Origin of the sequence: Nonomuraea monospora, from assembly GCF_039531895.1 — a bacterium.
Lineage (GTDB): Bacteria > Actinomycetota > Actinomycetes > Streptosporangiales > Streptosporangiaceae > Nonomuraea > Nonomuraea monospora.
In genome coordinates this window covers 360,446-384,997 of the sequence record NZ_BAAAQX010000005.1, presented here as the reverse complement: position 1 = coordinate 384,997, position 24,552 = coordinate 360,446, and the positions used below count along the sequence as shown (strand labels likewise).

Here is a 24,552-nt window from a genome sequence, read left to right as displayed (position 1 = left end):
CGAGCAGCAGTCCGCGGTTGAAGTAGACGACATTTCTCGTTCCCCGCCAGACCGGCGAGGTCAGCAGACCCGCTGAGTTGTGGCTTCAAACGGAGCCGGACGTGGAGTACCCGGCGACCACGGCGGCGGCGCCGATGCCGACGAGCGCGACGGCCGGTCCCACGAGCAGAAGGTGGGCGAGCACGCTCGCCCCCATGGCGGCCGCGGCGACCGCCAGGCCGACCGTCACGGGTGAGCCGCGCCAGTCGTGCCGAACCCCCGATGTGAGCGTCATGCGATCATCATGGCCAGCGGTGCTTTCCGACCTCTTTCCGCCACCTTTCCTGCGGTCACTTGTCGGGTAAGGCGTTCAACCTTGAGGTGCGCTGTGGCGTTATGTCTACGTGGAGAGTCCCCGGGGTGATGCGGAAGACGAGTTCAGGGCGTTCGTGGCGGCGAGCGGGCCGCGCCTGCTCAAGCTCGCCGTGCTCGTGTGCGGCGACCGCGGCGACGCCGAGGACCTGCTGCAGGACGGCCTGGAACGGGTGTGGCTGCGCTGGTCCCGGCTGCGCGAGCAGGAGCCGGAGGCGTACGCGCGGCGCACGATCGTGAACCGGGCGACGAGCCGGTGGCGCTCGCCCTGGCACAGCCGCCGCTCCGGCGAGGACGTGGAGCCCTCGCAGGGCGCCGACGACTTCGGCAGGGCCGACGACCGGGAGCTGGTGCTGGCGGCGCTGCGGCGGCTGCCGCCGCGCATGCGGGCGGTGATCGTCCTGCGGTTCTGGCTGGGTTACACGGAGAGCGAGACGGCCGCGCAGCTCGGCGGCTCGGTGGGCTCGGTGAAGAGCCAGGCATCACGCGGCCTGCGGAGGCTGCGGGCGGATCTGAAGACGTCGACGGGAGTCGCTGATGCGTGAGATGGAGCTGCGGGAGACGCTGGACCGGGCGGTCGAGGACGCCGTGCTCCCTGCGGGGATGGGCGAGCGGGCGATCGCGGGCGCCCGCGCCAGGCGGCGGCGCTTGCGGGTGACGGCGGCCGGCGCGGCGGTCGTCGCGGGCGGCGCGGGGCTGGCCCTTCCCCTCGTGCTTGGCCCCGCGGCCTCGTCCTCACCGGCGGGGACGACCTCGGTGTCGGTCTCGGCGTCGATCTCCGCGCGACCCGAGGGGACGGTCTCGGCGTCGATCTCCGCGCGACCCGAGGGGACGGTCTCCGCGCGACCCGAGACGGGCCCGGTGGAGCGGTTGAGCGCCCAGCTCGGGCGGCCGGTAGACGCCCTCGTGTACGGCCAGGCCGGCGCCGAGACCCTGGTCGTCCTGCCCAGGCGGGCCAACGAGAAGGACGGCAAGGCGGCCGAGCTGTGGGCGGCCACAGAAGGCGCGCCGTTCCGCCAGGTCAGCGACTACCTGTCCTATGACCTCGCGTGCGAGCGCGGCGACGAGGTGTGCGAGCGCATCCGCCCGTCCGGGCTGGGGTTCGCGGCCCTGCGCGTGGCGCACGGCCGGGTGTTCGTGATCGTCGCGATCGCCCCGGGCCGGAGCGCGACCGTGACCACCCCGGAGGGGACGAGCACGGCCGTGCCCGCCGCTGGCATCGCCGAGACGCGCACGGCGCGGCCGTGGGAGATCGAGATCAGGGTCTCCACGGCGGACGGGACGAGCTACGTGCTGCCGCTGCCGCCGGGAGGCGTCGTCGAAGGGTGACTCAGGCGTACTTGTACTTGCAGATCGTGGTGTAGCCGCTCGCGCTGGAGCCGGAGACCCACTGGTCGAAGTCGCCGTCCCAGCAGTTCCACTTGCCGGCGCTGCTGGACCAGTACCATCCCGCGGCGCCGCCGCAGGCGGCCACCCAGTTGTAGTCGTACCAGTAGGAGCTGCCCGAGCTGCCGGAGTCGGTGCGGTGGTAGTGGTCGCCGGCGCAGTGGGTCGATGAGATCGACGTGCGCCCCCAGCACGGGGTGTCGCCGGACACGTTCACGCCCATGCAGTGCGAGGCGTGCCTGGTCGTCCTGGTGACGGCGTAGGCGGCCATGCGGTCGGTGATCCACCCGAGCGAGGTCATCGCCAGCGCGGTGCCGCCGACGACCACCGTGCGCAGGAAGGTGCGCCGGCCGGGCGCGGACGCGGGCAGCGCGGCCGCCTGAGCGCCGGCGGCCGGCCGGCGCGTCTCGCGGCCCGCCCTCGGGGCCTCGGAGATGACGGGAATCTGGTCGAGCATGCTCATGCTGATTTCGCTTTCGTCGTCAGATGGTCACCGGCTCCAGGAACGGCTCGCACAGCGCGTGCAGCCCTTCGACGGAGCCGATCGGTTCTGCGGACAGCAGCGCGCCCCGCTCGTCGAAGACGAGCAACGCCGGCTGGTAGGCGATGAGGAAGGGCGAGGACAGCTCGCTCGCGAGGACCACGTCGGTCGCGCCGCGCTCCTGCCATTTGGCGGAGTCGTCCATGCTGACCACCGTCGTGCGGTCGCCCGCGGCGTTCAGCCTGGCCGCCAGCGCGCCCCACTCGGCGAAGACCTTCTCGCAGGTGGAGCAGGTGGACGTCAGCGCCAGCGCCAGGCTGCGGCTCCCCGGGCCGCGGGCGGCCAGCTCCGGGTTGACCTGGCTCGTGCCCGGCCCGCGTCCCTCCTGCAGCTCCCGCACCTTGCCGAGCAGGCCGGCGTAGCCGAAGGCGAGCAGCGCGATCGCGACCCACGCCAGCACCAGCGCGGCGGACAGGATCGCGATCAACGGCCCCACCTGATCTCGAGCGACTGCAGCAGCTCCTCCTGGCCGGCTTTGGTGACCCACGGGAGCCGGTCGAGGCTGTCGTTGATCAGCGCGACGGAGTTGGCGCTGGCGTGCAGGTACTTGCGTCCCCGGTCCTTGCCGTCGACCTCCATGCTCTTGACCCAGACGCGGCCGTGATCGACCGCGAGGCCCTCCTGACCTTCGGGGAGGAGGCCCTGGGCGTCTTCGGCGGGGTAGAAGGAGATCTTGCCGGCCTGCGTGTACTTGGTCCCGTAGAGACCCCACATGACGACGTCGCTGCCCGGCTGCGGCGTGACGAGCAGGCCGTCGGGGGTGTCGGTGATGGAGAGCTGGTCGAGCAGCCCGGTGATGGTGCCGAGGTCGGGCGCGGGCGCGGCCCCGCCCAGGTGCAGTGTGTGGTGCGGCCCCTTCCAGGCTGCCATCCAGCTCTCCTCGGCGGCGTCGACCATGACGACCAGAGGCTGGGCCCGGTAGACGATCTGCTGTCTGGCGCTCATCTTCAGCGCCGCCATGGCGCCGTCGGCGTAGCCGGGCCCGGCCACGCCGAGGCCGACCGCGATCGTCTTGCTGGTGAGCCGCATCTGCCATTGCCAATCACCCTGGACGTTCTCGCTGCGGCAGGAGAGCGTCACCCGGCGGCCGTCCGGCGCCAGCGCGGTCTGGGTGTGTTTCGGAGCGGGCATGTGGGTGGATCCTCTCGTAACGGCTGTCACCGATGATCCACAAGCCGGGCTTTCCTGACGATTTCCGCGGCCTTACTTCTTCTGTTGTACGGCGGCGATTCCTATGTTTAACTGTCGATCAGCACCTCCGGCCACCGATCTCACGGGGTGAATCGGCAGATCGGCCGGGGGCATCGACGGGGCTCCTCGACTTCATCCTTCCGCCTATTCATGTGCGTGTACCACGGCATATCCCATAGCGAAAGCCGAGCGGAGTCGCATGAACACAGGTCAGCAAAGTCAACCCATCGGAACGCTTCGCATGCGCCGTGCGCAGAAGCTCACGGACTTATCCACCCGGATGGACGCGGAAACCGCCGAGCCGGTGGTCACCGTCGTCACCAGGTACGCCCCCGAATTCCTGCTGCAGATACAGGTCGGCGAGCCGGCCCTGGCGGGCGTGCTCAAACAATGGCACGCCGAGACGCCGCAGCAGAAGAAGAGCGCCATTCCCGCGCAGGACGCGGCGGCGCCTCCCGAGGTCGACCGCTACGCCAGCCCCGGGGCGTCCTACCGGGCCGGCGACGTGGTCCTGTGCACCGACGCCGACGGGAAGCTGCCGGCCACGCCGCAGCTCGCCGTCTTCCTCACCGACGTCGCCAGCATCCAGCCCGAGGCGCCCGTCGTCGGCCACGTGGACGACCTCGCCACGCTGCGCAGGGTCGCCGAGGTCGTCGCCAAGCAGCCGGCGGCCGACGAACTGCTCACCACGCAGGTCACCACGACCCTCGTCGTCCTCTGACCGTGCCGATGACCTTCTACCTGCTCGCCGTGCTCGCGTGCGCACCCCTGGTCGCCTCGGCCCTCGCCAAGGGCTGGGACTGGGCCTGGGGCGAACGCCCGCGCGGCATCCTGTCCACACCGGTCGACCACGCCCTGACCGTCGTGCAGGCGCTCGCCTGCCTGGCGCTCGTCCTGTCGGGCGCGCCCGCGGCCCTGCTCGCGGTCTCCGGCCTGTACGCGGTGATGGGCCTCGCCGTCCTGTGGCTGCGGGCCCGGCGCGGCCGGGCCGACTGCGGGTGCTGGGGCCGGTCCAGGTCGGGCCGGCTCGGATACCCGCTGGGTTTCGTGAATCTGGCCCTCGCCGCGTTCGCCGGCGCCGTGGCCTACCTCGCCGAAGCCGCCCCCGGCTTGGCTTACCTCGCGCAAACCCCTCCCGGCCTGGCGGCGCGGGTCCTGGTGTTCGGCGCGATGGCGGTCGTGCTCTTCCACGCGATGGTGATCATGCCCGTCTACCGGCCCGTCCTGCGGGAGTACCGGCTGCGGGCCGACCGCTACCGGCCCTGGTTCCAGGGCTTCCCCGACCTGCGGCCCGCCGAGCGCGACGCGTGAAAGGAACCAGCCAGCCATGTCGACCCTGGGCATAGTGATCGTCGCGGTCTGCCTGATCGTGACCACCGTCAACCTGATCCTCACCGCGGTGCTGTTCCGGCAGCTCGGGCTGATGGTCATGGGCAGCGCCAGAGGCGCCGACGACAGCGGCATCTCCATCGGCAGGAAGCTGCCGGCGCTCGACCTGATCGACGCGCGCACCGGCGCCGACGTGGACGTCCACGGCCTGCGGCGGCCCCAGCTCGTCTTCTTCGGGTCCACCACCTGCCATGAGTGCGCGGAGATCTACCCGGACATCCGCTACCTCGAAGACCACTACGACCTGCGGGTCGTCAACTTCCTGTTCGGCTCGGACCTCGCGGACGTCGTCTCCTACGCCGGCGCGCGCGGGGTCAAGGGCCCCGTCGTCGTGGCCACGGAGGGCCTCGCCTCGGCGTACGACGTCGATGTCAGCCCCTTCGCGTTCGTCGTCGACGAGCGCGGGCTCATCGTCTCGAAGGGGCTGCTCAACAGCCGCGGACGGCTCATCGACATGCTCGCCCCGGTTCAGCGGGTCGAGTTCGACAAGGAGGCGGTACGTGAAAACGTCGCGTGACGAGAAATTCCAGCTAGGGGCCGCGAAGGCCACCAGACGGATCGGGCGGCGCAAGTTCCTCGGCAAGTCGGGCGCCGTCGCGGCCGCCGTGGCCAGCGTCGTCATGGGCGTCAACGCCCGCCCTGCCTTCGCCCACGGCACCTGCTACCCGCCCTACGGCAGGTACTGCTCGGGGTGCGCGGCGAGCTCCGCCTGCCCGAGCGGCCGGGCCACCTGCACGCCGAGCTACAACCGCGGCTGCAACGTCTGCCCCTACAGCACCGGCTGGTGGTACACCGGCACGAGCCCCAACCGGCACCGCTGCCGTGACTGCATCTCCAGCATCATCGGCCCGATCGCCTGCAACGGCACTTACGTCTGCGGCTGCAAATCGACGACCCACTACTGACAAAGGCGCCCATGACGCATTTCACGATTGTCCTGGCCGGCGTCGCCGGAGTGCTCTCATTCGCCACCGCTTGAGGAATGAACGCGGCCGGCACGCTGTACGCGTCGCCACGTAACACCATTCCCCGATTCGTCGGCGGATTGGCGCTCGGCGCCGGAATGCTCGCCATCGTGGTCGTTTCGCTGTCCGCCCTTTCCTGGTTGCTGCCGCTGGATCAGGGCCCGCGAAACGTCGCGGTCGCCGTGCTCCTCGGCGCGTTCGCATTCAGCGAATGGGTGGGCGGCTGGCACCGGAAATTGTCCTTCCGGTGGCTGGTGCCGACCGAGTTCGTCAACATGAACAATGCCGACGCGGTGACGCGCTGGGGCAGGGCGCTCGGTTTCGGGTTCCTGACCGACGCGCCTTACGGTGTGTTCCATGTCGCGCTGGCCGTGCCCGTGGTGCTCGGGGACGTGTTCCTGGCCCTCGCGGCGGTCGTGGCGTTCGCGGGCGCGCGGGCGATCCCGTATCTGGTGGCGCCTATCGGCCGCAACGCCTTGGAGATCGGCGACGTCGCGTTCAAGGGGCGCAGCGTGGTCTTCCAGGCGGCGCGGGTGCTGTCGCTCGCCACGGTGACGGCGGCGTTCGTCTGGGCGCTGGTGCCGTGAGCCGCGCGGCGCGGGCGACGGCCCTGGTGCTCGCCCTGGTCCTGTGCGGTTGCGCCCCTGACCGGGTGGCCGCCCCCTCCGTGACGCCGGGGGGCGACTGCCCGGTCACCCGCACGGTGACCAGGCCGACCGCGCGCGGCGGCGACACGCTCGGGAACGGCCCGGCACGGCCGGTCATGGGGCCCGTGCTGGAGTACACCGGAGCCGGGCCCGGCACGCTGTTCGCCGGCAGCGGCTGGGGCGGGGCGAAGGTGCTCTGGTTCGTGGCGCCCGGCCTGCGCGACCCCGTCGTCATCAAGGGGCGGCGGCTGGACGGCGACAGTCCTGTCGCGTTCGACGGCACGCAGGGCGAGCCGCTGCGCGACGAGATCACCATCCCGCCGGATCCGCTGGCCGCGGACTGGCGCGACCGTCCCGGCTACGTCCGGCTGAAGAGGCCCGGCTGTTACGCCTTCCAGATCGACACCCAGGACGGCTCCACCGTCCTGGTGTTCAAGGCCGTCGGGCCTGCCGTCTAGGACGGGACGGTGTCCAGGTGGGTGCGGGCGGTCTCCGCGAACAGGGTGAGCTGCGCGTCGGGGACGGTGCCGCCGAGCACGACGAACCGGTCCTTCGACACCGTGGCCACCTCCACCTCGCCGTCGTGACGGGCGACGTTCTTGGGGCCGACCGTCGATTCGATGTCGCCGACCTCGCCGCACTCGGCGTAGAAGAACTTGAACGAGTCCATGGCCTCCACCCCGCTCACCACGACCTGCGTCACCATGGCCCCGTCGGACGCCTTGAAGGTTCGCCAGCGGGTGACGGCCTCCGCGGGCGCGATGACGCGTTTGCCGCAGGGCACGAGGTCCTCGTCCAGGTCGCGCCACGTCCCCTGCGAGGTGGCCGTGACCGTCCACGCGCGGCCGTCCTTGAGCTGGCCCGGCTCCAGCAGGAGGGCGGGCGGCTCGGACTTCTGCGCCGTGGCCGTGCCGCAGGCGGTGCAGAGCAGCGCGATGACGATCGCGATCGTGCGGTTCATGTGCGGTCCTCCCAGGGGTCTCGTCGAAGTGATTACCGTCCGGGGGCCGCGGAGGTTCCCGCGAGGTCGGCCACCTTGCCGGCGACGATCACGATTCCCGCCGTGAAGGCGGCCAGCCCGCAGGCGAGCAGCCGCGCGCCCGGCTCGTCCGGGATCGGCGGCCATCCCGCGACGAGCGGCGCCGTCGCCAGGGCCAGCAGGACGGCGCGGCCGACCTTCGCGGGCGACGCCAGGCCGGTGTCGTCCAGGCAGCCGCACGGCACCCTGCCCCTGCGGCGCAGCAGGACGGCCAGGTAGACGGCGAGCGCCAGGTACCAGAGCGCCACGGCCGCCGCGGCGAGCCGGAGCGGCCCGGCCGCGCCGGTCATCCAGCAGGCCAGCACGGCCGCGCCGGCCAGCCCCTCGGCGGGGCCGATCAGCGGCGCGAGCCGTACCAGGAACCTCGGCAGCAGGTCGTGCGCCGTGACCGCCGCGGTGACGCCGCCGGGGCGGCGCGCCGCGGCGGCGACCAGCAGCACCGCGCCGGCGAGGGCGAAGCAGGCCGGGAGCGTGTCATCCATGGGCACCTAGATCCACAGGAGCAGGAGCGACAGCAGGAACCCGGCGCCGCACAGGCGGCCCACCCAGGCCGTCGAGCCGAGCAGCTTGGTGTCCCAGCCGCGCGGGTCGCCGCTGAGCGCGCGGGAGAGCGGCATGAGCACCCGGCCCACGCCGAAGCCCAGCCCGGCCAGCAGGCCCGGTCCCAGTCCGCCGGCCAGCACGATGACCAGGACGAGCAGTTGGGGCAGCGCCGTCGGGGTGAAGGTGCGCACGCCGGTGCCCATCTCGAAGCCGAACTGCAGCGGCCCGGAGAAGGAGGAGCGCGGGATGACGTCCTGCGGCACGAGCCGGCGGTTCTGCGGCAGCGACAGCGGCCGCCCGGCCAGTTCGAAGAGCAGGATGACGGCGACGAAAGGCGCGAGCGTCCACAGCCGGACCGCCTCCGGGATGATCGAGGCCAGCCCGCCGAGGGCGCCGGTGATGAGCCCGGACAGCAGCGCGCCGAGCATGAGTCCGGTGCTGAACACCGGCAACTTGCCTCGCCAGACCGACGAGGTCAGCAGGTCCGCTGAGTTGAGGCTTCAAACGCTGCCGGACAGCGAGAACCCGGCGGTCACCCCCAGCAGCGCCCAGGCGAGCGGGGTGAACGACGGGGTCCAGGCCTGGTGGGCGGCCGCCACCAGGGCCGTGCACAGCGCGATGCCGAGCGCGACCCGGGTGGCGGCGAAGGTGTTGCTCATCGCGTCTTACAGGGCGTAGGAGCAGATGTAGAAGGTGGTCCCGCCGCAGGTGGCGACGTACCCGTCGGCACAGCGGTACTTCGTGCCGCTGTGCGTCCACCGCCAGGCGTTCCTGTCGGTCAGGCTGCCCGCGCCGCACAACTTGACCGCGTAGCTGTTGTAGCAGGTGCCGGACGAGCGCAGGAACCAGCCGTCCCCGCCGCAGTAGCTCCTGGAGTACGGGGCTCCGACGCAGACCTTGGTGTTGTTGTTGTAACCGGAGGCGCTCCCGTAGCCGGCGCAGTCGGTGTACTCGTTGCCCACCACCGCGTAGGCGCCGTTGTTCTTGCCCGGCAGGGCGGACAGCACGTTCAGCGCCAGGGCGCCGCCCAGGACGCCGATGCTCTTGAAGACGGTCCGGCGGGAGGGGGCGGAGAAGGCCGGTCGGCGGCGCTCGCCGGGATCGGGCTCGTCTGTCACGGAGGGCACGTCGGCCCAGTAACGGTCGGCGTCGACTGTCATGCGATTGACCTCTCTGAGGAGCTGACGGCGAGGAAGGTGTCGAGGTCGTCGTCGGAACCGGCGACCCTGCGCCATTCCTCCGTCCCGTCGGCGGAGTACTTGACCAGCGTCGGGGTCGCGCCGACGGCGACCTGGCCGAGCAGGGCGGCGTCGATGACCGGCAGGACCTCACTGCCCGCCACCCACTCGGCGCAGCGGCCGGCGGCGGCCAGCAGCACGGCGTGCCCGGCCAGGTCCGGCCCGGCCACCGCGGCGAGGTGCCGGGCACGCTCGACGCACAGGGGACAGTTCTCGGACACGACCAGGACGAACGTGGGCAGGCCGTCGTCGGAGCCGAACCTGGCCACGGACCGGACGGCGGGGACCGCCGGAGCGGCCGCCTGCGCCTGGAGCAGCTTGCCCTGCAGCTCGCGAACCATGTTCAGGAGCGTCGCGAAGGCGAAGAGCAGCAGCACCGTCCCGAGGAAGGACAGCACCGCCAGTGAGTCGAGGAAGGCTCTCATCGTCCTAGCTCAGCCGGCACGAGATGGTCTCGACGACGTCGATGAAGCGCACGTCGTCCGGACGGGCGGCAACGACGGTCGTCGCGGTGCTGTCGTTGACCATGAAGGCCGAGCGGGTCTGCACGGCGCCGGACTCGTCCTTCTCGTCAACGCGCCACATGGCGCCGCCGCGCACGCGCTTGCCCTTGGTCGGGGGCACCGCGTCCGCGGCGTCCGCGGCAGGCTTGACCTGGACGGCGCAGACCTGGTCGATGGTGTTGACCGCCAGCAGGTTGCCGAGCGTCAGGCCCGATCCCGCCCGCGGCAGCATGGTCAGCCCCTCCGGCGTGTCCCGCACGTCGAACTTGACCAGGATGTCCATGAAGGCCTCGAACGGGACGCCCACGCCGTTGAAGAAGGTGGCGACCTCATTGTGCGGTCCCACCCACACCATGTTGGTCGTGCCCTGCTCCGGGTCTTCGAGCGACAGGATCCGGCCGCCGTTCCACTGGGCCTCACGCACGGTGAAGCGGGGCCAGTCGCCGAGTTGCTTGGACACCACTTCGGTGGATCCAGCCGGTGTGACCTGGAAGCGCGTGCCTCCGGCGGGGCCGTGCGCCCAGATGACGTAGGCCCAGCCGCCGATGAAGGGCTGGGAATTGCCTTCGACCGTGAGACTCTGTCCGTTCGGAGCACGCACTTGCATGTCGTTGCCTTCCGCGAGGGGAAAAACGGGCACGCCGAAATGGGCTTGTGCCTGAGAGGGGGGTGTGTACGTGCCGGACACCTTGTCGGGCACCTTCAAGATCGATCGGAATATCTCACGTTGATCGACAGACGGTCAAGATCTTTCTCAAGCCGGTCCGAAAGGGAAAGAAGCAGGAAAGAGCCCAATATTGGACGCCCTCAATCAAACGGCCAGCCGTCTTATAGGCCATTGGATGGCGTACTTGCCGAGCGTCATCTCGCCGTGCGGAATCGCCAGGAAACATGCCGTTGGCCAGGTTCACGAGCCGGTGCGGCTGCGGCACCGAGCGGGTGGCCAGCGGTGCGATCTAGCCCCAATGCCGCTTAGTCAAGGGCTTGGGCTGTCGGTCACTGGTCTGTGATCAGGATGTCCATGCTGATGGTGGCAGGTCGCGGGCGGTGTGCAGGGCGGTGGTGGAACTGGGCGAGCTTCGGACCGGCCAGCCCGGCCGTCAGTCGCCGCCACTCCGGCTCGGGGAACAAGCACCCGGCCAGCAGCAGATACACCACCACCCGCGCGGGTAGATCCCGCACTGCGTCCTGCCGGTGTGCGCCATCACTGGCTTGACACAGCCGCCACCACATTGACCAAGCGAGCATTGGAGCTAGCCCGGCTCGGCGAACAGCTCCTCGACCGTGTCGACGGTGAGGATGCGGATCAGCCACTGCTGGAGCAGCTCGAGATCCTCGCAGGCGGCGATGGCCTCCCACTTCTCCTGGCTGATCCACAGGAACCGCGTCTGCAGGGCGACGTCGATCGCTCTGCGGGCTGCGGTGATCTTGCGCTGCTCTCTCGTTGCCGGGGATACGTGGTGGTCGTCCCACGACTCCGGCATGCCTGGGGGTACGGGCACGCCTTGTCGTCCTCTCGCTCGGTGATCAGGATCTTACCTGGTGTGATGGTGGCATCGGGCGAATATCGCCGAAGCGGGTGTCGACGTAGCCTGGGAGCGTGCTGCGGCGGACAATCAGGGCAATGGACATCGAGTCGCCGGAGAAGCTCATCGAGCTCCTCGACCGGCACGCCTACCTGGCCGACGAGGGCCTGGCCACGGCCGCCTTCCTCGCGCTGCGGATGGGGCGGCCGCTCTTCCTCGAAGGGGAGGCGGGGGTCGGCAAGACGGAGCTGGCCAAGACGCTCGCCGCGCTCCTGAAGGCGCCCCTCATCAGGCTGCAGTGCTATGAGGGCCTGGACGCCGCCCAGGCGCTGTACGACTGGGACTTCGCCCGCCAGCTCCTGCATCTCAAGGCCGCCGAGGCGGCCGGGATCACGGACGTGAGCAGGCTGGAGGGGGAGATCTACGACCGCAGGTTCCTCATCGCCAGGCCGCTGCTGAAGGCGATCGAGACGCAGCCGAGCGTGCTCCTGGTGGACGAGATCGACCGGGCCGACGACGAGTTCGAGGCGTTCCTGCTGGAGGTGCTGTCGGACTTCACCATCTCGATCCCCGAGCTGGGCACGGTCAAGGCCAGGACGCCGCCGGTCGTCGTGGTGACCTCGAACAGGACGCGCGAGGTGCACGACGCGCTCAAGCGGCGCTGCCTCTACCACTGGCTGGAGCACCCCGACTTCGACCGCGAGGTGGCCATCCTGCTGCGGCGGCTGCCCGGCTGCACCGAGACGCTGGCCGTGCAGGTGGCGCGGGCGGCCGAGCGGCTGCGGCAGGCCGACCTGGTCAAGCCGCCCGGCGTGGCCGAGACCATCGACTGGACGGAGGCGCTGCTGACGCTGGGCGCCAAGGAGCTCGACCCCGGCAGGGCCGCCGCCACGCTGGGCGCGGCGCTGAAGTACCGGGAGGACGTGGCGGCGGTGATCGGCAACGGGCTGCTGTCGCATGGATGAGCTCGCCGCGACCATGACGGGGTTCGCCAGGACGCTGCGCGCGGCGGGCGTCGCGGCCGACCACGAGCGTACGCAGAACCTGCTCAGGGCGCTCGACCACCTCGACGTGACCGACCAGCGCGAGGTGTACTGGGCCGGGCGGCTGACGTTGTGCGCCACCCCCGACGACCTGCCCCGCTACGACCGCTGCTTCGCCGCGTACTTCGGCGGCAGGAAGGCGGTGCTGTCGCGGACGGTGACCACGAGCGTCACCAGGCACCTGGCAGAGCGGCAGGGCGACGACGACGAGGGCGGCGACGACGACGGCACGACGGCCCCCGCCACCGCCAGCCGGATCGAGGTGCTGCGGCACCGGGACGTCGCCAGGCTCACCGAGGCCGAGCGGGCGGAGGTGCACCGCATGCTGGCGCTGCTGAAGGGCGGCCGGGCGCGCCGGCGCTCGCGGCGCTTCGAGAGCGCCCACCGGGGCGGCCTGGACCAGCGCCGCACCATCCGCGACGCGCTCAGGAAGGGCGAGGTGGCCAGGCTCCGCCACCGCAGGCACACCACCAGGCCGCGCACGGTGGTGATGTTCGTGGACGTCAGCGGCTCCATGGCCCCCTACGCCGAGACCCTGCTGCGCTTCGCCCACGCCCTGGTCAGGAGCGAGCCGAGGGCCACCAGGGTCTACTCGGTCGGCACCCGGCTGACCCCGATCACCGCCGAACTGCGCCACCGCGACCCCGGCACCGCGCTGAACGAGGTGTCCAGGGTCGTGCCCGACTGGAGCGGCGGCACCCGGCTGGGCGAGGAGCTGAAGGAGTACCTCGCCCGGTTCAGCGCGCGGGGCGCGATAGCGTTGATCGCCTCGGACGGGTGGGAACGCGGCGACCCCGGGCTGCTGGGCACTCAGATGGCCAGGCTGGCCAGGCAGGCGTACCGGGTGATCTGGGTCAACCCGCACAAGGGGTATGAGGACTACCAGCCGCTCACGGGCGGCATGCGGGCCGCCCTGCCCTATCTCGACGATCTGGTGGCCGGGCACAGCCTGGCCGCCTTCGAGCAACTCAGCGAAAGGCTCGCCCATGCGTGACGTGCTCCCGGAGATCATGAAGTGGTGGCGGTCGGGGCTCAGGTTCGGCCTGGCCACGGTGGTCGGCACGTGGAGCAGCGCGCCCAGGCCGCCGGGCGCGGCGATGGCGGTGCGCGGCGACGAGGTGGTCGGCAGCGTCTCGGGCGGCTGCGTCGAGGGCGCCGTGTTCGAGCTGGCCGCCGAGGTCGAGACGCCCGTCCTGCAGAGGTACGGCGTGAGCGACGACGACGCCTTCGCCGTCGGGCTCACCTGCGGCGGCATCATCGACATCCTGGTGGAGCCCGTCTCGATCGAGACCTTCCCCGAGCTGGGCGAGATCGCGAGGTCGGTGGACGCGCACGAGCCGGTCGCCGTGGCCACCGTCGTCTCAGGCCCCGGCAAGGTCGGCGCCCGCCGCGTCATCTGGCCGGACCGCGCGAGCGGCTCGCTCGGCCTGGAACGCCTCGACGACGCCGTGGACGACGACGCCCGCGGCATGCTCGCCCAGGGCCTGACCGGCCTGCGGCACTACGGCGGGCAGGGGGAGCGGCGGCTGGACGACCTGGCGGTGTTCGTGCACTCGTTCGCGCCGCCGCCCCGGATGCTGGTGTTCGGCGCGATCGACTTCGCCGCCGCGGTGGCCAGGGTGGGCAAGTTCCTCGGCTACCACGTCACGGTGTGCGACGCGCGGCCGATCTTCGCCACCGCCAAGCGTTTCCCCGACGCCGACGAGGTGGTGGTCAAGTGGCCGCACGACTACCTGTCGTCCGTGCAGGTGGACGAGCGCACGGTGATCTGCGTGCTGACCCACGACCCGAAGTTCGACGTGCCGCTGCTGGAGGTGGCGTTGCGCACCGGCGCCGGGTACGTCGGCGCCATGGGCTCACGCCGCACCCACGACGACCGCCTCGCCCGGCTGCGCGAGGCCGGGCTCACCGAGGAGGAGTTGGACAGGCTGAGATCGCCGATCGGGCTCGACCTGGGGGCGCGGACGCCTGAGGAGACCGCCGTGTCGATCGCCGCCGAGCTGATCCAGCTCCGGTGGGGCGGCTCGGGACGGCCGCTGTCCGCCACTCAGGGGCGCATTCACCATGACATTCACCATGAGGCGCCATGAGGTCGTCCAGGACGGCCGGGCTGCTGCTCGCGGCCGGTGAGGGCACCAGGCTGGGCCGGCCCAAGGCGATGGTCGAGCTCGGCGGCGAGCGGCTGGTGGACCGGGGTGTGCGGCTGCTGGAGGAGGGCGGCTGCCATCCGGTGGTGGTCGTGCTCGGCGCGGCCACCGTGCAGGTGCGCGGGGCCGTCACGGTGCGCAATCCGGACTGGGCGTCCGGCATGGGGTCGTCGCTGCGGGTCGGGCTGGCGGCGCTGCCCGCAGAGGCGGAGTCGGTGGTGGTCGCGCTGATCGACCAGCCGCTGATCGAGCCCGGCGCGGTGCGCGCGCTGATCGCCTCGGGCGCAGGCGGGCTGGCGGTCGCCACCTACGGGGGGCGGCGCAGGAACCCCGTGCTGATCGCCCGCGAGCACTGGGCCGGGGTGGCCGGGATGGCCGTGGGCGACGTGGGGGCGCGGCCGTTCATGAAGGCGCATCCCGGGCTGGTGACCGAGGTGCCGTGCGACGAGCACGGCGACCCGGCCGACATCGACACGCCGGAGGACCTGGCCCGCCTGGAGGCCCGGCTCACGGGCGCGCGCTCAGAACCGCAGGGATAGCGGGCGCAATCAGAACCGCGGTGATGACGGGCGCGCTCAGAACCGCAGTGACGCGATGGCGGCCCGGTGGTCGCTGCCGGTGGCCGGGGCCACCCCCGCCGCGGTCGCCGTCATCCCCTTGAACAGGATGTGGTCCGGCCGGGTGACGGGGAACTCGGCCGGCCAGGTGAACCCGAACCCGTCGCCCGCCACGCTCTGCGCGTCGGTCAGCGGCGGCGTCAGGCCGCGCATGCCGCGGTCGGTGGTGGCGGTGTTGAGGTCGCCGAGCAGCAGGATGCGCTTGCTGCGGTCGGCGTCGATGAGCCTGCGCGCGTGCGCCAGGGAGGCGTCGCGGGAGGTGGTGTGGCCGGGCCTGGCGGAGGCGAGGTGCATGACGTACACGGTGACCTTGCCCTTGGGGGTGGTGATGACCGCGCGCAGGGCGCGCGGCCAGCCGAGGCCGACGTCGAGCGGCTGGGTCTCGCTGATCGGGTAGCGGCTCCACAGGCCGACCGTGCTGACCGGGTAGTGGTACTTGAACATCTTGTTGAGCTGCTTGGCCGCGGGGCCGCCCTTGGTCAGCTCCTGGGCGGCCAGCACGTCGAGGTCCTTGGCGATCACCCGGACGGCCTCGCCCGACGCGCTGTTGCGCACGCCCACGTTGACGGTGCCGACGGCCAGGTCGCTGGGCCCGCCGGGCGGCGTGCGCAGGAGCGTCGAGCCGAACATGACCGTCCACACCACGCCGGGGACGAGCGCCACGGCGGCGGCGGAGGTGGAGCGTGCCATCGCGGCGGCGGCGAGCAGCACGGGAACGGCCAGCCCCATCCAGGGCAGCAGGCTCTCCAGGACGGGCGTGAACCCGCCGAGAGCCGGGATCAGCCCGTGCCCCACCAGGGCCGCGGCCACGAGGACGGACCCGATGATGACGACCCGACTCAGCACCTGAACCAGGCTAGCGGCTCCCACCCCGCAACACCGGCGCGATAACATGTCCGAGTCGTAACAGAACATCATTCGGTCCAGCGGGAGCCCGGCATGCGCATCGGTATGGCACTCAAGTACTCGGGTGGTTTCAAGGAATCGGTCGCCGAGCTGGCCGACTACGAGAAGGCGGGCCTCGACATCGTGTTCGTGGCCGAGGCCTACTCCTTCGACGCGGTCAGCCAGATGGGCTACATCGCGGCCAGGACCGAGCGGGTGGAGATCGCCTCCGGCATCCTGCCCATCTACTCGCGCACCCCGACGCTGATGGCCATGACGGCCGCGGGCCTCGACTACGTCTCCGACGGGCGGTTCACGCTCGGCATCGGCGCCTCGGGGCCGCAGGTGATCGAGGGCTTCCACGGGGTGCCGTACACCGCGCCGCTGGGGCGTACGCGCGAGGTCATCGAGATCTGCCGCCAGGTCTGGCGGCGTGAGCGCGTCCAGTACGAGGGCAGGCACTACACCGTGCCGCTGCCCACCGACCAGGGCACCGGCCTGGGCAAGCCCCTGAAGATCATCAACCACCCGGTACGCTCCCGCATCCCCATCGTGGTGGCGGCCATCGGGCCGAAGAACGTCGAGCTGACCGCCGAGCTGGCCGAGGGCTGGGAGCCGATCTTCTACGTCCCGGAGAAGGCCGGCGAGGTGTGGGGGCCGTCGGTGGCCGCCGGGAAGGCCAAGCGCGATCCCGAGCTGGGCGAGCTCGACGTGATCGCCCAGGCCAGCCTGGCGATCGGCGACGACGTGGCGGGGCTGCTGGAGTTCGGGCGGCCGATGGCGGCCCTCTACATCGGCGGCATGGGCGCCAAGGGCAGGAACTTCTACAACGACCTCGCCAGGCGCTACGGCTACGAGAAGGAGGCCGAGCAGATCCAGGACCTCTACCTGGAGGGCAGGAAGGAGGAGGCGGCGGCCCGGGTGCCGGCCGAGCTGCTGGAGAAGATGTCGCTGGTCGGCAGCGAGGGCTTCGTGCGCGAGCGGCTGCAGGCGATGAAGGAGTCGGGCGTGACGACCCTGAACGTGACGCCGCTCGCCGGGACGCACGAGGAGCGGGTGCGGCTGATCGAGACGATCAAGGAGTGGGCCGCCTAGTGAGGTAGATCACCCCGTTTGGGGGGAATGCTCCGCTTTTCACGGGTGTTGTGCAGGCTCGTGAGGTTTTCCCTGGTGTTCGTGTGGCTCGTAGAGCGGCTGCACATCGACCTGTGCCGGTTGCACGGGTCGCTCTGTCGCTGACGGCTGTCCTCGTCCGTCCACACCCCTCACCAGGCGTGCCGCCGCGGCATGCCCTTCTCGCGAAGGCTTCCTCATCCGTGAAGAGATTCTCCTTCTCCCTGCAGCTCCTGCTGGGCCTGGCCGTCGGCGTCGCGCTCGGCTTCGCCGCGAAGATCTGGGACGTGGCCTGGCTCAGTGAGACGCTGAAGCAGGTCGGCTCCATCTTCGTCCAGTTGCTGAAGCTGGCCGTGCCGCCGCTGGTGTTCACCGCCGTGCTGGTCAGCGTGGCCAACCTGCGCAACGTCAACGGCGCGGCCAGGCTCGCCTCCAAGACGCTGCTGTGGTTCCTGATCACCGCGTTCGTGTCGGTCTCGCTGGCGATCGGGCTCGGCCTGCTCATCAACCCCGGCCAGGGCGTCACCCTCGACACCTCCGCCGCAAAGCCCGCCGACACCCAGGGCACCTGGCTCGACTTCGTCACCGGCATCCTGCCGACCAACGTCGTGACCGCCTTCACCGAGGTGAACGTCCTCCAGATCGTGTTTCTGGGAGTGGTGCTCGGTGCGGCGGCGATGGCCGTCGGCGAGAAGGCCGAGCCGTTCCTGAACCTCGCCCGCTCCGTGCTGGAGCTGGTGCAGAAGGCGCTGTGGTGGGTGCTGCGGCTGGCGCCCATCGGCACCGCGGGCCTGATCGGCAAGGCCGTGTCCACCTACGGGTGGGAGCTGCTGGCGCCGCTGGCCAAGTTCAGCGCCGGCGTCTACATCGGCTGCTTCGTGGTGCTGCTGGCCGTCTACCCGACGCTGCTGGCCGTCTGGGGCAAGGTCAGCCCCATCACGTTCTTCCGCAACGCCTGGCCCGCCCTGGAGCTGGCCTTCGTCTCCCGCTCCTCGGTCGGGACGCTGCCGCTGACGCAGCGGGTCACGGTCGAGCGCAACGGCGTGGACCGCGACTACGCCTCCTTCGCGGTGCCGTTCGGCGCCACCACCAAGATGGACGGCTGCGCCTCGGTGTACCCGGCGCTGGCCGCGATCTTCGTGGCCCAGGTGTTCGGGGTGCAGCTCGGGGTCGGCGACTACCTGCTGATCGCGTTCGTCTCGGTGGTCGGCTCGGCCGCCACGGCGGGCCTGACCGGCGCCACCGTCATGCTGACCCTCACGCTCAGCACCCTGGGCCTGCCGCTGGAGGGCGTCGGCCTGCTGCTGGCGATCGACCCGATCCTCGACATGATCCGCACCGCGACCAACGTGGCGGGGCAGCTCGTCGTGCCGGTGCTGGTGGCCCGCTCCGAGGGACGCCTGGACACGGCGGTCTTCAACGCGCCGCCGCAGTCGCTCGACCGCGCGCCCGAGACGCGCGTGCCGGAGCCCGCCGCGGCCTGACCGGATCCGCGAGATGAAGGGGGTGGCCCATGGCCGCCCCCTCATTCGTACGTCAGGAGGTCTCCCGGCTGGCACCCCAGCGCCTCGCACAGGCGCGCCAGCGTCGAGAAGCGCACGGCCTTGGCGTGGCCGTTCTTCAGTATCGACAGGTTGACCACGGTGATCTCCACGCGGTGCGACAGCTCGGTGAGCGTCATGCCGCGCTCCTTGAGCAGCTCGTCCAGCCGCACCCTGATGACCGGCTCGGCCATCAGATCGTGGCCTCGACCTCTTCGAGCAGGGCCAGGCCCCGGCGGACGATCTCCGAGACGCCGAGCGCGGCCATCCCCGCCACGACGCCGCCGATCACCTCACCCGGAGGCGCGTAGAAGGGGTAGGTCTCGGCCAGCAGCATGGGAGAGAGTATGGCCTGTGCCGCGGACCCGAGCACGCCCGACACGAGCGCCCCCGCGATCAGGATCCAGCCCAGCGTGCGCAGGTGCCGGGCCGTAACGGCGGAGAACAGCGCGCGATCGCCCGACCGGGCCCTGCGCAGCGCGCGGACCACCGTGAACAGCGCCAGCAGGGCCGTCACCGTGCCCGGCGCCCACATCAGCAGGTAGAGCAGGCCGCCCACCGGCGAGGCCCCGCGCGGGCGGACCGTCACCTCGGCGGTGACGCTCTCGACCGTGGCGCCGCCCACGGTCATCCCCCCGGCCGGGACGTCGAAGACGTGCAGAGGGATGCCGATGCCGTGCGGAACGCCGAAGAACGCGATCGCGACCGTCCCGGCCAGCGCGGCCAGTGCGCCGAGGACGCCCAGCGCCAGGGCGATGCTCAGCAAGGTTTCCAGTCTGATGATCCAGCGAGTTGGCATAACGATAATCGTAAATAACGAAAGTCGTTATGTCGAGGCGGCCGGAGGCGAAGGTGGGGCGGGTGGGGGCGGGTGGGCCCTATGGTGGGTCGGAAATCGTGATGTTCGAGATTTGGCGGGGATATGTCCGAGCGTGTGCCGTCATTGGTCGCCGACCGGTACCGGCTTGACGAGCGCATCGGCGGCGGGCCGATGGGCGAGGTTTGGCGGGGCTACGACACGCGGGCCGACTGGGTCGTGGCCGTGAAGGTGCTCGGCGCCAGGGCGGCAGGGGCCGCCACCCGGGAGGTGCTCAGGCAGCACGCCCAGGCCGTGGCCCGGGTGATCCATCCGAACGTGGCCATGGTCCTGGACGTCGGCGAGCACGAGGGGGCGCCGTTCCTGGTCATGGAGTTCCTCACCGGGCTCAGCCTGGGCGAGGAGCTGGCGGCGCGCGGGCCGATGAAGATCGTCGAGGTGTGCGACCTGATCGGGCAGGCGGCGGCCGGGCTGGACGCCGCGCACCGGGCCGGGGTCGTGCACGGGCGGGTGGGGCCCGACAGCTTCCGCCAGGCCGGCAGCGGGGTGCTCAAGGTCGTCGGGTTCGGGATGGACGAGCGGGCGCCCGCCGCTGCCGGGAGCCGGTACGTGGCGCCTGAGCGGGCCGCGGGGGAGGCTGCGCAGGCTCCGGGGGACGTGTTCGCGCTCGGGTGCGTGTGTTACGAGCTGCTGTGCGGGCGACCGGCCTTCGGGGACACGTCCGAGACCCAGGAGACGGTCGCTGATGGGCGGCCCGTGCCGCCCAGCGCGATCAGGCGTGAGGTGCCGGCCGAGCTGGACCGGCTGGTGCTGGCCATGCTCGCCGAGGACCCCGCGCAGCGGCCCGCCAGCGGTGAGGCCATCCGGCGGGCGCTGGCGGCCATCGCGCGGCCCAAGCCGGGACCGGCCGGGCCGCCGGTGACCGGGGTCTCCCTGCGCGACCCCGGCCTGCATCCCGGAGTCGCAGGCGCGGCCGGCGCGGGTGCGGGTGCCATCGGCGCGGCCGGCGCCGGCGCGGGCGCGGCGGGTGCTCCCGGCGCTGGAGTGGGCGCGGCGGGTGCTGGTGCTCCCGGTGCTGGAGCGGGCGCGGCCGGCGCGGGTGGCAGGGGTGCGGAGCCGGGGGCGACGGAGATCTTCCAGGCCGCGGGCCGCGGCGGGCCGCCGCCCAGGGCTGGGGACACGGCGGTCTTCCAGGCGGGCGACCTGGAGCCCGAGCGGCCCTCGTCCCCGAACCGCAAGCTGATCCTCCAGCTCGGCATAGCCGTCGTCGTCATCGCGGCCGTGACCATCGGCATGGTGATGTGGGCGGGCGCGCGCCAGGAGCCGACCGTCGCGGTGAACACCCCCGAACCGGCCACGCAGACCCCCAGCAGCCTGCCGCCCACGCCCGACCCGTCCCCGAGTTTCGAGGTCACCGCCGGGCCGGGTGAGGACACCGAGGAGGAGCCCGACTTCCTGCGCGAGACCGCGGAGCCGAAGGCCACGCTGGGCGAGGCGATCCCGCCCGGCGGGTACACCACGTGGCTGCGGCAGTTCGACAGCGCGCTGATGTCCCAGCAGAGCATGGGCGGCATCGACCCGAAGGTCGCGAAGAAGGCTAGCGACAAGATCCGCAAGGCGGCCAGGAAGTTCGAGCAGGGCCAGATCGACGCCACGCTCGACCAGATCGCCGATGTCTACCGCGACCTGGCCAGGGCTCAGGCCAAGGGCGACATGGACGGGTCGGGCCCGGCCGCGGACTTCATGCGGGACTGGCAGGTCCCCAGCGAATAGGCGATTTGGGACTTGGCGGGCAATAGTGACAAGAGGGGCGTGACACGTACATTGGGCGGATGACCTTCGACTACGCGGCGCGCCGGGCGCGGCTCGCGGAGCTGCTGCCCGCCCACGAGGTCCACGCCCTGCTCGTCACCTCCCCCGTCAACGTCCGCTACCTCACCGGGCTGACCAGCTCCAACGCCGCCGTCCTGGTCAGGATGGACGGCACCGCGATGCTGGCCACCGACAACCGCTACATCGAGGCGGCGCGCACCCTGGACGTGCCGTCGGTCGAGGTCTCGGACGTGGCGGGCAGGCTGGCTGCGCCCGGCGTCGGCATCGAGGCCGCGAGCATGAGCGTGGCGGCCTACCGCCGCCTCGGGGACGGGCTCGTGCCGCTGGGGCCGACGGTCGAGCTGCTGCGATCGGTCAAGGACGAGGGCGAGCTGGAGCTGATCCGCACCGCCTGCGCCATCACCGACGAGGCCTTCGCCGACGTCTGCCCGCGCATCGCCCCGGGGATGACCGAGCGCGAGCTGGCCGGGCTGCTCGAACGCCGCATGGCCGAGCTGGGCGCCGACAAGCCCGCGTTCGACACGATCGTGGCGGCGGGCGAGCACGGCGCGATCCCGCACCACGCCCCCACCTCGCGGGAGCTGCGCGCCGGCGACCTGGTCACCATGGACTTCGGCGCCCGCTACCAGGGCTACCACGCCGACATGACCAGGACGGTCAGCGTCGGGCCGCCCGCCGGCTGGCAGCGGGAGCTGTACGAGCTGGTCGCCGCCGCCCAGCGGGCCGGCAGGCAGGCGCTCGCGCCGGGCGCGCGGGCCGGTGAGGTGGACGAGGCCGCCCGCTCCGTCATCGAGGACGCCGGCCACGGCGGGCACTTCAGGCACGGTCTCGGCCACGGCGTCGGGCTGGAGATCCACGAGGAGCCGTTCCTGGGCCCTTCCAGGACCGGTAGACTAGAGGATCGAGTTCCGATCACCGTCGAGCCTGGGGTGTACCTACCGGGCCGGGGCGGCGTCCGGATCGAGGACACCCTCGTGGCACGTGCGGGCGGGCCGGAACTGTTCACGAAGACGACCAAGGAGCTGCTCGTCCTTTAGAGCGGCCACACGCGGGAGAAGAACGAGTGGCGACGACCAACGACCTCAAGAACGGCATGGTGCTGAAGCTCGACGGCGGTGAGCTCTGGGCCGTTGTGGAGTTCCAGCACGTCAAGCCGGGCAAGGGCGGCGCGTTCGTGCGCACCAAGCTCAAGAACGTCCTCTCCGGCAAGGTCGTCGACAAGACCTTCAACGCCGGGGTGAAGGTCGAGGTGGCCAACGTCGACAAGCGCGAGATGCAGTACTCGTACAAGGACGGCGAGGACTTCGTCTTCATGGACACCGAGACCTACGACATGGTCACCGTGCCCAGCGTCACGGTCGGCACCGCCGCCAACTACATGCTGGAGAACACCCTGGCCACGGTGGCCTTCAACGAGGGCTCCGCGCTCTACGTCGACCTGCCCGCCGCCGCCGAGCTGACCATCGCCGAGACCGAGCCCGGCCTCCAGGGCGACCGCTCCACCGGCGGCACCAAGCCCGCCAAGCTGGAGACCGGCGCCGAGATCAAGGTGCCGCTGTTCATCACCACCGGCGAGAAGGTCAAGGTCGACACCCGCAGCGGCGAATACCTCGGCCGGGCCTGAGGTGTCGGCACGGGGCAAGGCACGCAGGCGGGCGCTCGACATCCTGTTCGAGGCCGAGGCGCGCGACGAGGATCCGCTGAAGATCCTCGCCGAGCGCGTGGAGCGGCAGGAGCCGCCGGTCAACGAGTACACCTCGGCCATCGTCGAGGGCGTCGCCAGGCACCACGCGCGCATCGACGAGCTGATCACCACCTACGCCGAGGGCTGGACACTCGACCGGATGCCCGCGGTCGACCGCAACCTGCTGCGTGGCGGCACGTACGAGCTGCTCTGGATGCCCGGCGTGCCCGAGGGCGTGGTCATCAGCGAGTGGGTGCACCTGGCGGGGGAGCTGTCGACCGACGAGTCCCCGCAGTTCGTCAACGGGCTGCTGGCCCGCTTCAAGCAGCTCAAGCCAAGCCTCACCCTTTAGACACCCCCTTTGCTCGCGACTTCGCGGGCCGGGGTCGCGCGTTCGGGGTACGTTCCAACCACGCCGGCCTGCACCACGGCCCGCGAGGCGAGGGGCGTGCATTGTCGCGCGGTCAGGCGTCGCTTCCGTCAGCCCGGGGCGGAGGCCTGACCGTGTGGCCGTGGCGAGACCGTACGGGAAAGTGGCGCGTCACCAGCCGCGACGCGCCCTTTTCCATGTCCGGCCGCTTTTCCGCGGCGTCGCGGCGGCCGTCCGGCGACCGGGCGGAACGGGTATCGGCGGCAGGGAGCGGGAGCTCCCGCGTACGGCGTAGGCTGGGGCCCGACCACGAAGAAAGCCGTTCGCGACGTGCCCCTTCGCGGCGTGCGTAGTTTTGCGGGAGAGAGGCGAGCCGACGTTGCGTGCTGAAGGCGTCACCACGAGGACCCCGGCGGTGCGGACCGCCGTCGTCTGGGACGCGTTGCGGTCCATGCTGGCCGAGCGCACGGCGGCCACCGGCCGGGAGTCGCTCGACATCGTCGACGCCGGCGGCGGCACCGGCGGGTTCGCCGTCCCGCTGGCCGCGCTCGGCCACGCGGTCACCGTCGTCGATCCGAGCCCCGACTCGCTGGCCGCGCTGGAGCGCCGCGCCAAGGAGAAGGGCGTCAGCGTGCGCGGCCTCCAGGGCGACGCCGCCGACCTGGGCGAGCTGCTCCACCGCGACGCCGCCGACCTGGTCCTGTGCCACAGCGTGCTGGAGTACGTGGAAGACCCGATCAGCGCGCTGACCGCGGTCGCGGGCCTGCTGCGCAGGGGCGGCGCCGTCAGCGTGCTGGCCGCCAACCCCGTCGCCAGCGCCATCCACCGGGCGCTGTCGGGGCAGTTCGACGAGGCCAAGGCCGTGCTCGACGACCCGAGCGGCACCTGGGGCGATCGCGACCCGACGCCCCGGCGCTTCGCCGCCGACACGCTCGTGGAGCTGCTGAGCGCGACCGGGTTCACGGTCGGCCCGATTCACGGCGTGCGTGTCTTCGCCGACCTGGTGCCCAGCAGGCTGGTGGACGGCGAGCCCGGCGCCGCGCAGGCGCTGGTGGAGCTGGAGCAGGCCGCCGCCACCCATCCCGTGCTGCGTGACATCGCGACGCAGCTCCACGTGCTCGGCCACCGCAACTGAAAGAAGCCCGCATGCCCGCACCCCTCGGTGTAGAACGCCTGTTCGGAT

35 protein-coding genes are annotated in these 24,552 nt (G+C 71.5%); 19 read left to right on the top strand and 16 right to left on the bottom strand.

Annotation, left to right across the window (positions count from 1 at the left end):
* Nucleotides 1–85: 85 nt before the first annotated feature.
* A complete protein-coding gene (locus tag ABD331_RS13030) occupies nt 86–274 on the bottom strand; it encodes a hypothetical protein (RefSeq protein WP_344474072.1) in 189 nt (62 codons plus the stop codon).
* A gap of 109 nt (nt 275–383) precedes the next feature.
* On the opposite strand from ABD331_RS13030, the gene ABD331_RS13025 reads away from it, so the two are divergent.
* Together ABD331_RS13025 and ABD331_RS13020 are read left to right on the top strand one after the other, a co-directional pair.
* Nucleotides 384–896: a SigE family RNA polymerase sigma factor gene (locus ABD331_RS13025; RefSeq protein ID WP_344474070.1), complete on the top strand. Its 513-nt coding sequence runs from the start codon at nt 384–386 to the stop codon at nt 894–896.
* Complete coding sequence (locus tag ABD331_RS13020; RefSeq protein ID WP_344474068.1) at nt 889–1,680, top strand: hypothetical protein; 792 nt, start codon at nt 889–891, stop codon at nt 1,678–1,680. The genes ABD331_RS13025 and ABD331_RS13020 overlap by 8 nt, the downstream gene beginning before the upstream one ends.
* 1 nt (nt 1,681) lies before the next feature.
* Here the strand turns inward: ABD331_RS13020 and ABD331_RS13015 are convergent, their stop codons facing one another.
* The 3 genes from ABD331_RS13015 to ABD331_RS13005 are packed head-to-tail and all read right to left on the bottom strand — an operon-like array spanning nt 1,682 to nt 3,409.
* Nucleotides 1,682–2,200 carry a hypothetical protein gene (locus tag ABD331_RS13015; RefSeq protein ID WP_344474066.1) on the bottom strand — a complete coding sequence of 173 codons (519 nt, stop codon included), beginning with the start codon at nt 2,198–2,200 and terminating at the stop codon, nt 1,682–1,684.
* A 19-nt stretch (nt 2,201–2,219) separates the two neighbouring features.
* A complete protein-coding gene (locus tag ABD331_RS13010) occupies nt 2,220–2,705 on the bottom strand; it encodes a hypothetical protein (RefSeq protein ID WP_344474064.1) in 486 nt (161 codons plus the stop codon).
* Nucleotides 2,702–3,409 (bottom strand): hypothetical protein, encoded by a 708-nt coding sequence (locus tag ABD331_RS13005; RefSeq protein WP_344474063.1) that lies wholly within the window; start codon nt 3,407–3,409, stop codon nt 2,702–2,704. The genes ABD331_RS13010 and ABD331_RS13005 overlap by 4 nt, the downstream gene beginning before the upstream one ends.
* A gap of 301 nt (nt 3,410–3,710) precedes the next feature.
* On the opposite strand from ABD331_RS13005, the gene ABD331_RS13000 reads away from it, so the two are divergent.
* The 6 genes from ABD331_RS13000 (at nt 3,711) to ABD331_RS12975 (ending at nt 6,928) form a co-directional block, all read left to right on the top strand.
* On the top strand, nt 3,711–4,190 hold the full coding sequence (locus ABD331_RS13000; RefSeq protein ID WP_344474062.1) for a hypothetical protein: 480 nt from the start codon (nt 3,711–3,713) through the stop codon (nt 4,188–4,190).
* Nucleotides 4,191–4,192: 2 nt separating this feature from the next.
* Nucleotides 4,193–4,780, top strand: a complete 588-nt coding sequence (locus ABD331_RS12995) for a hypothetical protein (RefSeq protein WP_344474060.1) — start codon at nt 4,193–4,195, stop codon at nt 4,778–4,780.
* A gap of 16 nt (nt 4,781–4,796) precedes the next feature.
* Nucleotides 4,797–5,375 (top strand): TlpA family protein disulfide reductase, encoded by a 579-nt coding sequence (locus ABD331_RS12990; RefSeq protein WP_344474058.1) that lies wholly within the window; start codon nt 4,797–4,799, stop codon nt 5,373–5,375.
* Nucleotides 5,359–5,763, top strand: a complete 405-nt coding sequence (locus ABD331_RS12985) for a hypothetical protein (RefSeq protein ID WP_225273214.1) — start codon at nt 5,359–5,361, stop codon at nt 5,761–5,763. The genes ABD331_RS12990 and ABD331_RS12985 overlap by 17 nt, the downstream gene beginning before the upstream one ends.
* Nucleotides 5,764–5,840: 77 nt before the next feature.
* Nucleotides 5,841–6,410, top strand: a complete 570-nt coding sequence (locus ABD331_RS12980; RefSeq protein ID WP_344474050.1) for a hypothetical protein — start codon at nt 5,841–5,843, stop codon at nt 6,408–6,410.
* Nucleotides 6,407–6,928, top strand: coding sequence for a hypothetical protein (locus tag ABD331_RS12975; protein ID WP_344474048.1), 522 nt, complete (start codon nt 6,407–6,409; stop codon nt 6,926–6,928). Before ABD331_RS12980 ends, ABD331_RS12975 begins: the two co-directional genes overlap by 4 nt.
* On the opposite strand, the gene ABD331_RS12970 is transcribed toward ABD331_RS12975, so the two are convergent.
* From ABD331_RS12970 to ABD331_RS12930, 9 genes are all read right to left on the bottom strand, one after another.
* Complete coding sequence (locus ABD331_RS12970) at nt 6,925–7,431, bottom strand: hypothetical protein (protein WP_344474046.1); 507 nt, start codon at nt 7,429–7,431, stop codon at nt 6,925–6,927. The two genes, ABD331_RS12975 and ABD331_RS12970, sit on opposite strands and share 4 nt — an antisense overlap.
* A gap of 32 nt (nt 7,432–7,463) precedes the next feature.
* Nucleotides 7,464–7,991: a MauE/DoxX family redox-associated membrane protein gene (locus ABD331_RS12965; protein ID WP_344474044.1), complete on the bottom strand. Its 528-nt coding sequence runs from the start codon at nt 7,989–7,991 to the stop codon at nt 7,464–7,466.
* 6 nt (nt 7,992–7,997) lie between these two features.
* Nucleotides 7,998–8,498 carry a hypothetical protein gene (locus ABD331_RS12960; protein WP_344474043.1) on the bottom strand — a complete coding sequence of 167 codons (501 nt, stop codon included), beginning with the start codon at nt 8,496–8,498 and terminating at the stop codon, nt 7,998–8,000.
* A 54-nt stretch (nt 8,499–8,552) separates the two neighbouring features.
* Nucleotides 8,553–8,711: a hypothetical protein gene (locus ABD331_RS12955; protein WP_344474041.1), complete on the bottom strand. Its 159-nt coding sequence runs from the start codon at nt 8,709–8,711 to the stop codon at nt 8,553–8,555.
* 6 nt (nt 8,712–8,717) lie between these two features.
* The gene (locus tag ABD331_RS12950; protein ID WP_344474039.1) at nt 8,718–9,212 is read right to left on the bottom strand and encodes a hypothetical protein; all 495 of its coding nucleotides are present in this window, start codon (nt 9,210–9,212) and stop codon (nt 8,718–8,720) included.
* On the bottom strand, nt 9,209–9,715 hold the full coding sequence (locus ABD331_RS12945; RefSeq protein ID WP_344474037.1) for a hypothetical protein: 507 nt from the start codon (nt 9,713–9,715) through the stop codon (nt 9,209–9,211). The genes ABD331_RS12950 and ABD331_RS12945 overlap by 4 nt, the downstream gene beginning before the upstream one ends.
* 4 nt (nt 9,716–9,719) lie before the next feature.
* Nucleotides 9,720–10,499 (bottom strand): hypothetical protein, encoded by a 780-nt coding sequence (locus ABD331_RS12940; RefSeq protein ID WP_344474035.1) that lies wholly within the window; start codon nt 10,497–10,499, stop codon nt 9,720–9,722.
* Nucleotides 10,500–10,789: 290 nt separating this feature from the next.
* Nucleotides 10,790–10,975, bottom strand: a complete 186-nt coding sequence (locus tag ABD331_RS12935) for a hypothetical protein (RefSeq protein WP_344474033.1) — start codon at nt 10,973–10,975, stop codon at nt 10,790–10,792.
* A 71-nt stretch (nt 10,976–11,046) separates the two neighbouring features.
* On the bottom strand, nt 11,047–11,295 hold the full coding sequence (locus ABD331_RS12930) for a hypothetical protein (protein WP_148434822.1): 249 nt from the start codon (nt 11,293–11,295) through the stop codon (nt 11,047–11,049).
* A gap of 122 nt (nt 11,296–11,417) precedes the next feature.
* On the opposite strand from ABD331_RS12930, the gene ABD331_RS12925 reads away from it, so the two are divergent.
* The 4 genes from ABD331_RS12925 to ABD331_RS12910 are packed head-to-tail and all read left to right on the top strand — an operon-like array spanning nt 11,418 to nt 15,048.
* Nucleotides 11,418–12,284, top strand: coding sequence for an AAA family ATPase (locus tag ABD331_RS12925; protein ID WP_344474031.1), 867 nt, complete (start codon nt 11,418–11,420; stop codon nt 12,282–12,284).
* A complete protein-coding gene (locus ABD331_RS12920; RefSeq protein ID WP_344474029.1) occupies nt 12,277–13,356 on the top strand; it encodes a vWA domain-containing protein in 1,080 nt (359 codons plus the stop codon). The genes ABD331_RS12925 and ABD331_RS12920 overlap by 8 nt, the downstream gene beginning before the upstream one ends.
* Nucleotides 13,349–14,452, top strand: a complete 1,104-nt coding sequence (locus ABD331_RS12915) for an XdhC family protein (protein WP_344474027.1) — start codon at nt 13,349–13,351, stop codon at nt 14,450–14,452. Before ABD331_RS12920 ends, ABD331_RS12915 begins: the two co-directional genes overlap by 8 nt.
* The gene (locus tag ABD331_RS12910) at nt 14,449–15,048 is read left to right on the top strand and encodes a nucleotidyltransferase family protein (RefSeq protein ID WP_344474025.1); all 600 of its coding nucleotides are present in this window, start codon (nt 14,449–14,451) and stop codon (nt 15,046–15,048) included. Before ABD331_RS12915 ends, ABD331_RS12910 begins: the two co-directional genes overlap by 4 nt.
* Before the next feature lie 36 nt (nt 15,049–15,084).
* Here the strand turns inward: ABD331_RS12910 and ABD331_RS12905 are convergent, their stop codons facing one another.
* The gene (locus ABD331_RS12905) at nt 15,085–15,972 is read right to left on the bottom strand and encodes an endonuclease/exonuclease/phosphatase family protein (RefSeq protein ID WP_344474023.1); all 888 of its coding nucleotides are present in this window, start codon (nt 15,970–15,972) and stop codon (nt 15,085–15,087) included.
* A gap of 93 nt (nt 15,973–16,065) precedes the next feature.
* Between ABD331_RS12905 and ABD331_RS12900 the strand changes: the two genes are divergently transcribed.
* Nucleotides 16,066–17,106 (top strand): LLM class F420-dependent oxidoreductase, encoded by a 1,041-nt coding sequence (locus ABD331_RS12900; RefSeq protein WP_344474020.1) that lies wholly within the window; start codon nt 16,066–16,068, stop codon nt 17,104–17,106.
* A gap of 221 nt (nt 17,107–17,327) precedes the next feature.
* Nucleotides 17,328–18,608: a dicarboxylate/amino acid:cation symporter gene (locus ABD331_RS12895; RefSeq protein WP_344474018.1), complete on the top strand. Its 1,281-nt coding sequence runs from the start codon at nt 17,328–17,330 to the stop codon at nt 18,606–18,608.
* A 41-nt stretch (nt 18,609–18,649) separates the two neighbouring features.
* Here the strand turns inward: ABD331_RS12895 and ABD331_RS12890 are convergent, their stop codons facing one another.
* Entirely contained in the window at nt 18,650–18,859 is a 210-nt protein-coding gene (locus ABD331_RS12890; protein ID WP_080041076.1) for a helix-turn-helix domain-containing protein, read from the bottom strand.
* Complete coding sequence (locus tag ABD331_RS12885) at nt 18,859–19,431, bottom strand: DUF2975 domain-containing protein (protein WP_344474014.1); 573 nt, start codon at nt 19,429–19,431, stop codon at nt 18,859–18,861. The genes ABD331_RS12890 and ABD331_RS12885 overlap by 1 nt, the downstream gene beginning before the upstream one ends.
* A gap of 156 nt (nt 19,432–19,587) precedes the next feature.
* Here ABD331_RS12885 and ABD331_RS12880 point away from each other — a divergent pair, with 156 nt between their 5' ends.
* The 5 genes from ABD331_RS12880 to ABD331_RS12860 all read left to right on the top strand — a co-directional run bounded on the left by ABD331_RS12880 (nt 19,588) and on the right by ABD331_RS12860 (nt 24,504).
* A complete protein-coding gene (locus ABD331_RS12880) occupies nt 19,588–21,255 on the top strand; it encodes a serine/threonine-protein kinase (protein WP_344474012.1) in 1,668 nt (555 codons plus the stop codon).
* A gap of 59 nt (nt 21,256–21,314) precedes the next feature.
* Nucleotides 21,315–22,352, top strand: coding sequence for a M24 family metallopeptidase (locus tag ABD331_RS12875; RefSeq protein WP_344474010.1), 1,038 nt, complete (start codon nt 21,315–21,317; stop codon nt 22,350–22,352).
* A 26-nt stretch (nt 22,353–22,378) separates the two neighbouring features.
* On the top strand, nt 22,379–22,939 hold the full coding sequence (efp, locus tag ABD331_RS12870; protein ID WP_344474008.1) for an elongation factor P: 561 nt from the start codon (nt 22,379–22,381) through the stop codon (nt 22,937–22,939).
* 1 nt (nt 22,940) lies between these two features.
* Nucleotides 22,941–23,351 carry a transcription antitermination factor NusB gene (nusB, locus tag ABD331_RS12865; protein ID WP_344474007.1) on the top strand — a complete coding sequence of 137 codons (411 nt, stop codon included), beginning with the start codon at nt 22,941–22,943 and terminating at the stop codon, nt 23,349–23,351.
* Nucleotides 23,352–23,784: 433 nt separating this feature from the next.
* Complete coding sequence (locus ABD331_RS12860; RefSeq protein WP_344474005.1) at nt 23,785–24,504, top strand: methyltransferase domain-containing protein; 720 nt, start codon at nt 23,785–23,787, stop codon at nt 24,502–24,504.
* Nucleotides 24,505–24,552: the final 48 nt, after the last annotated feature.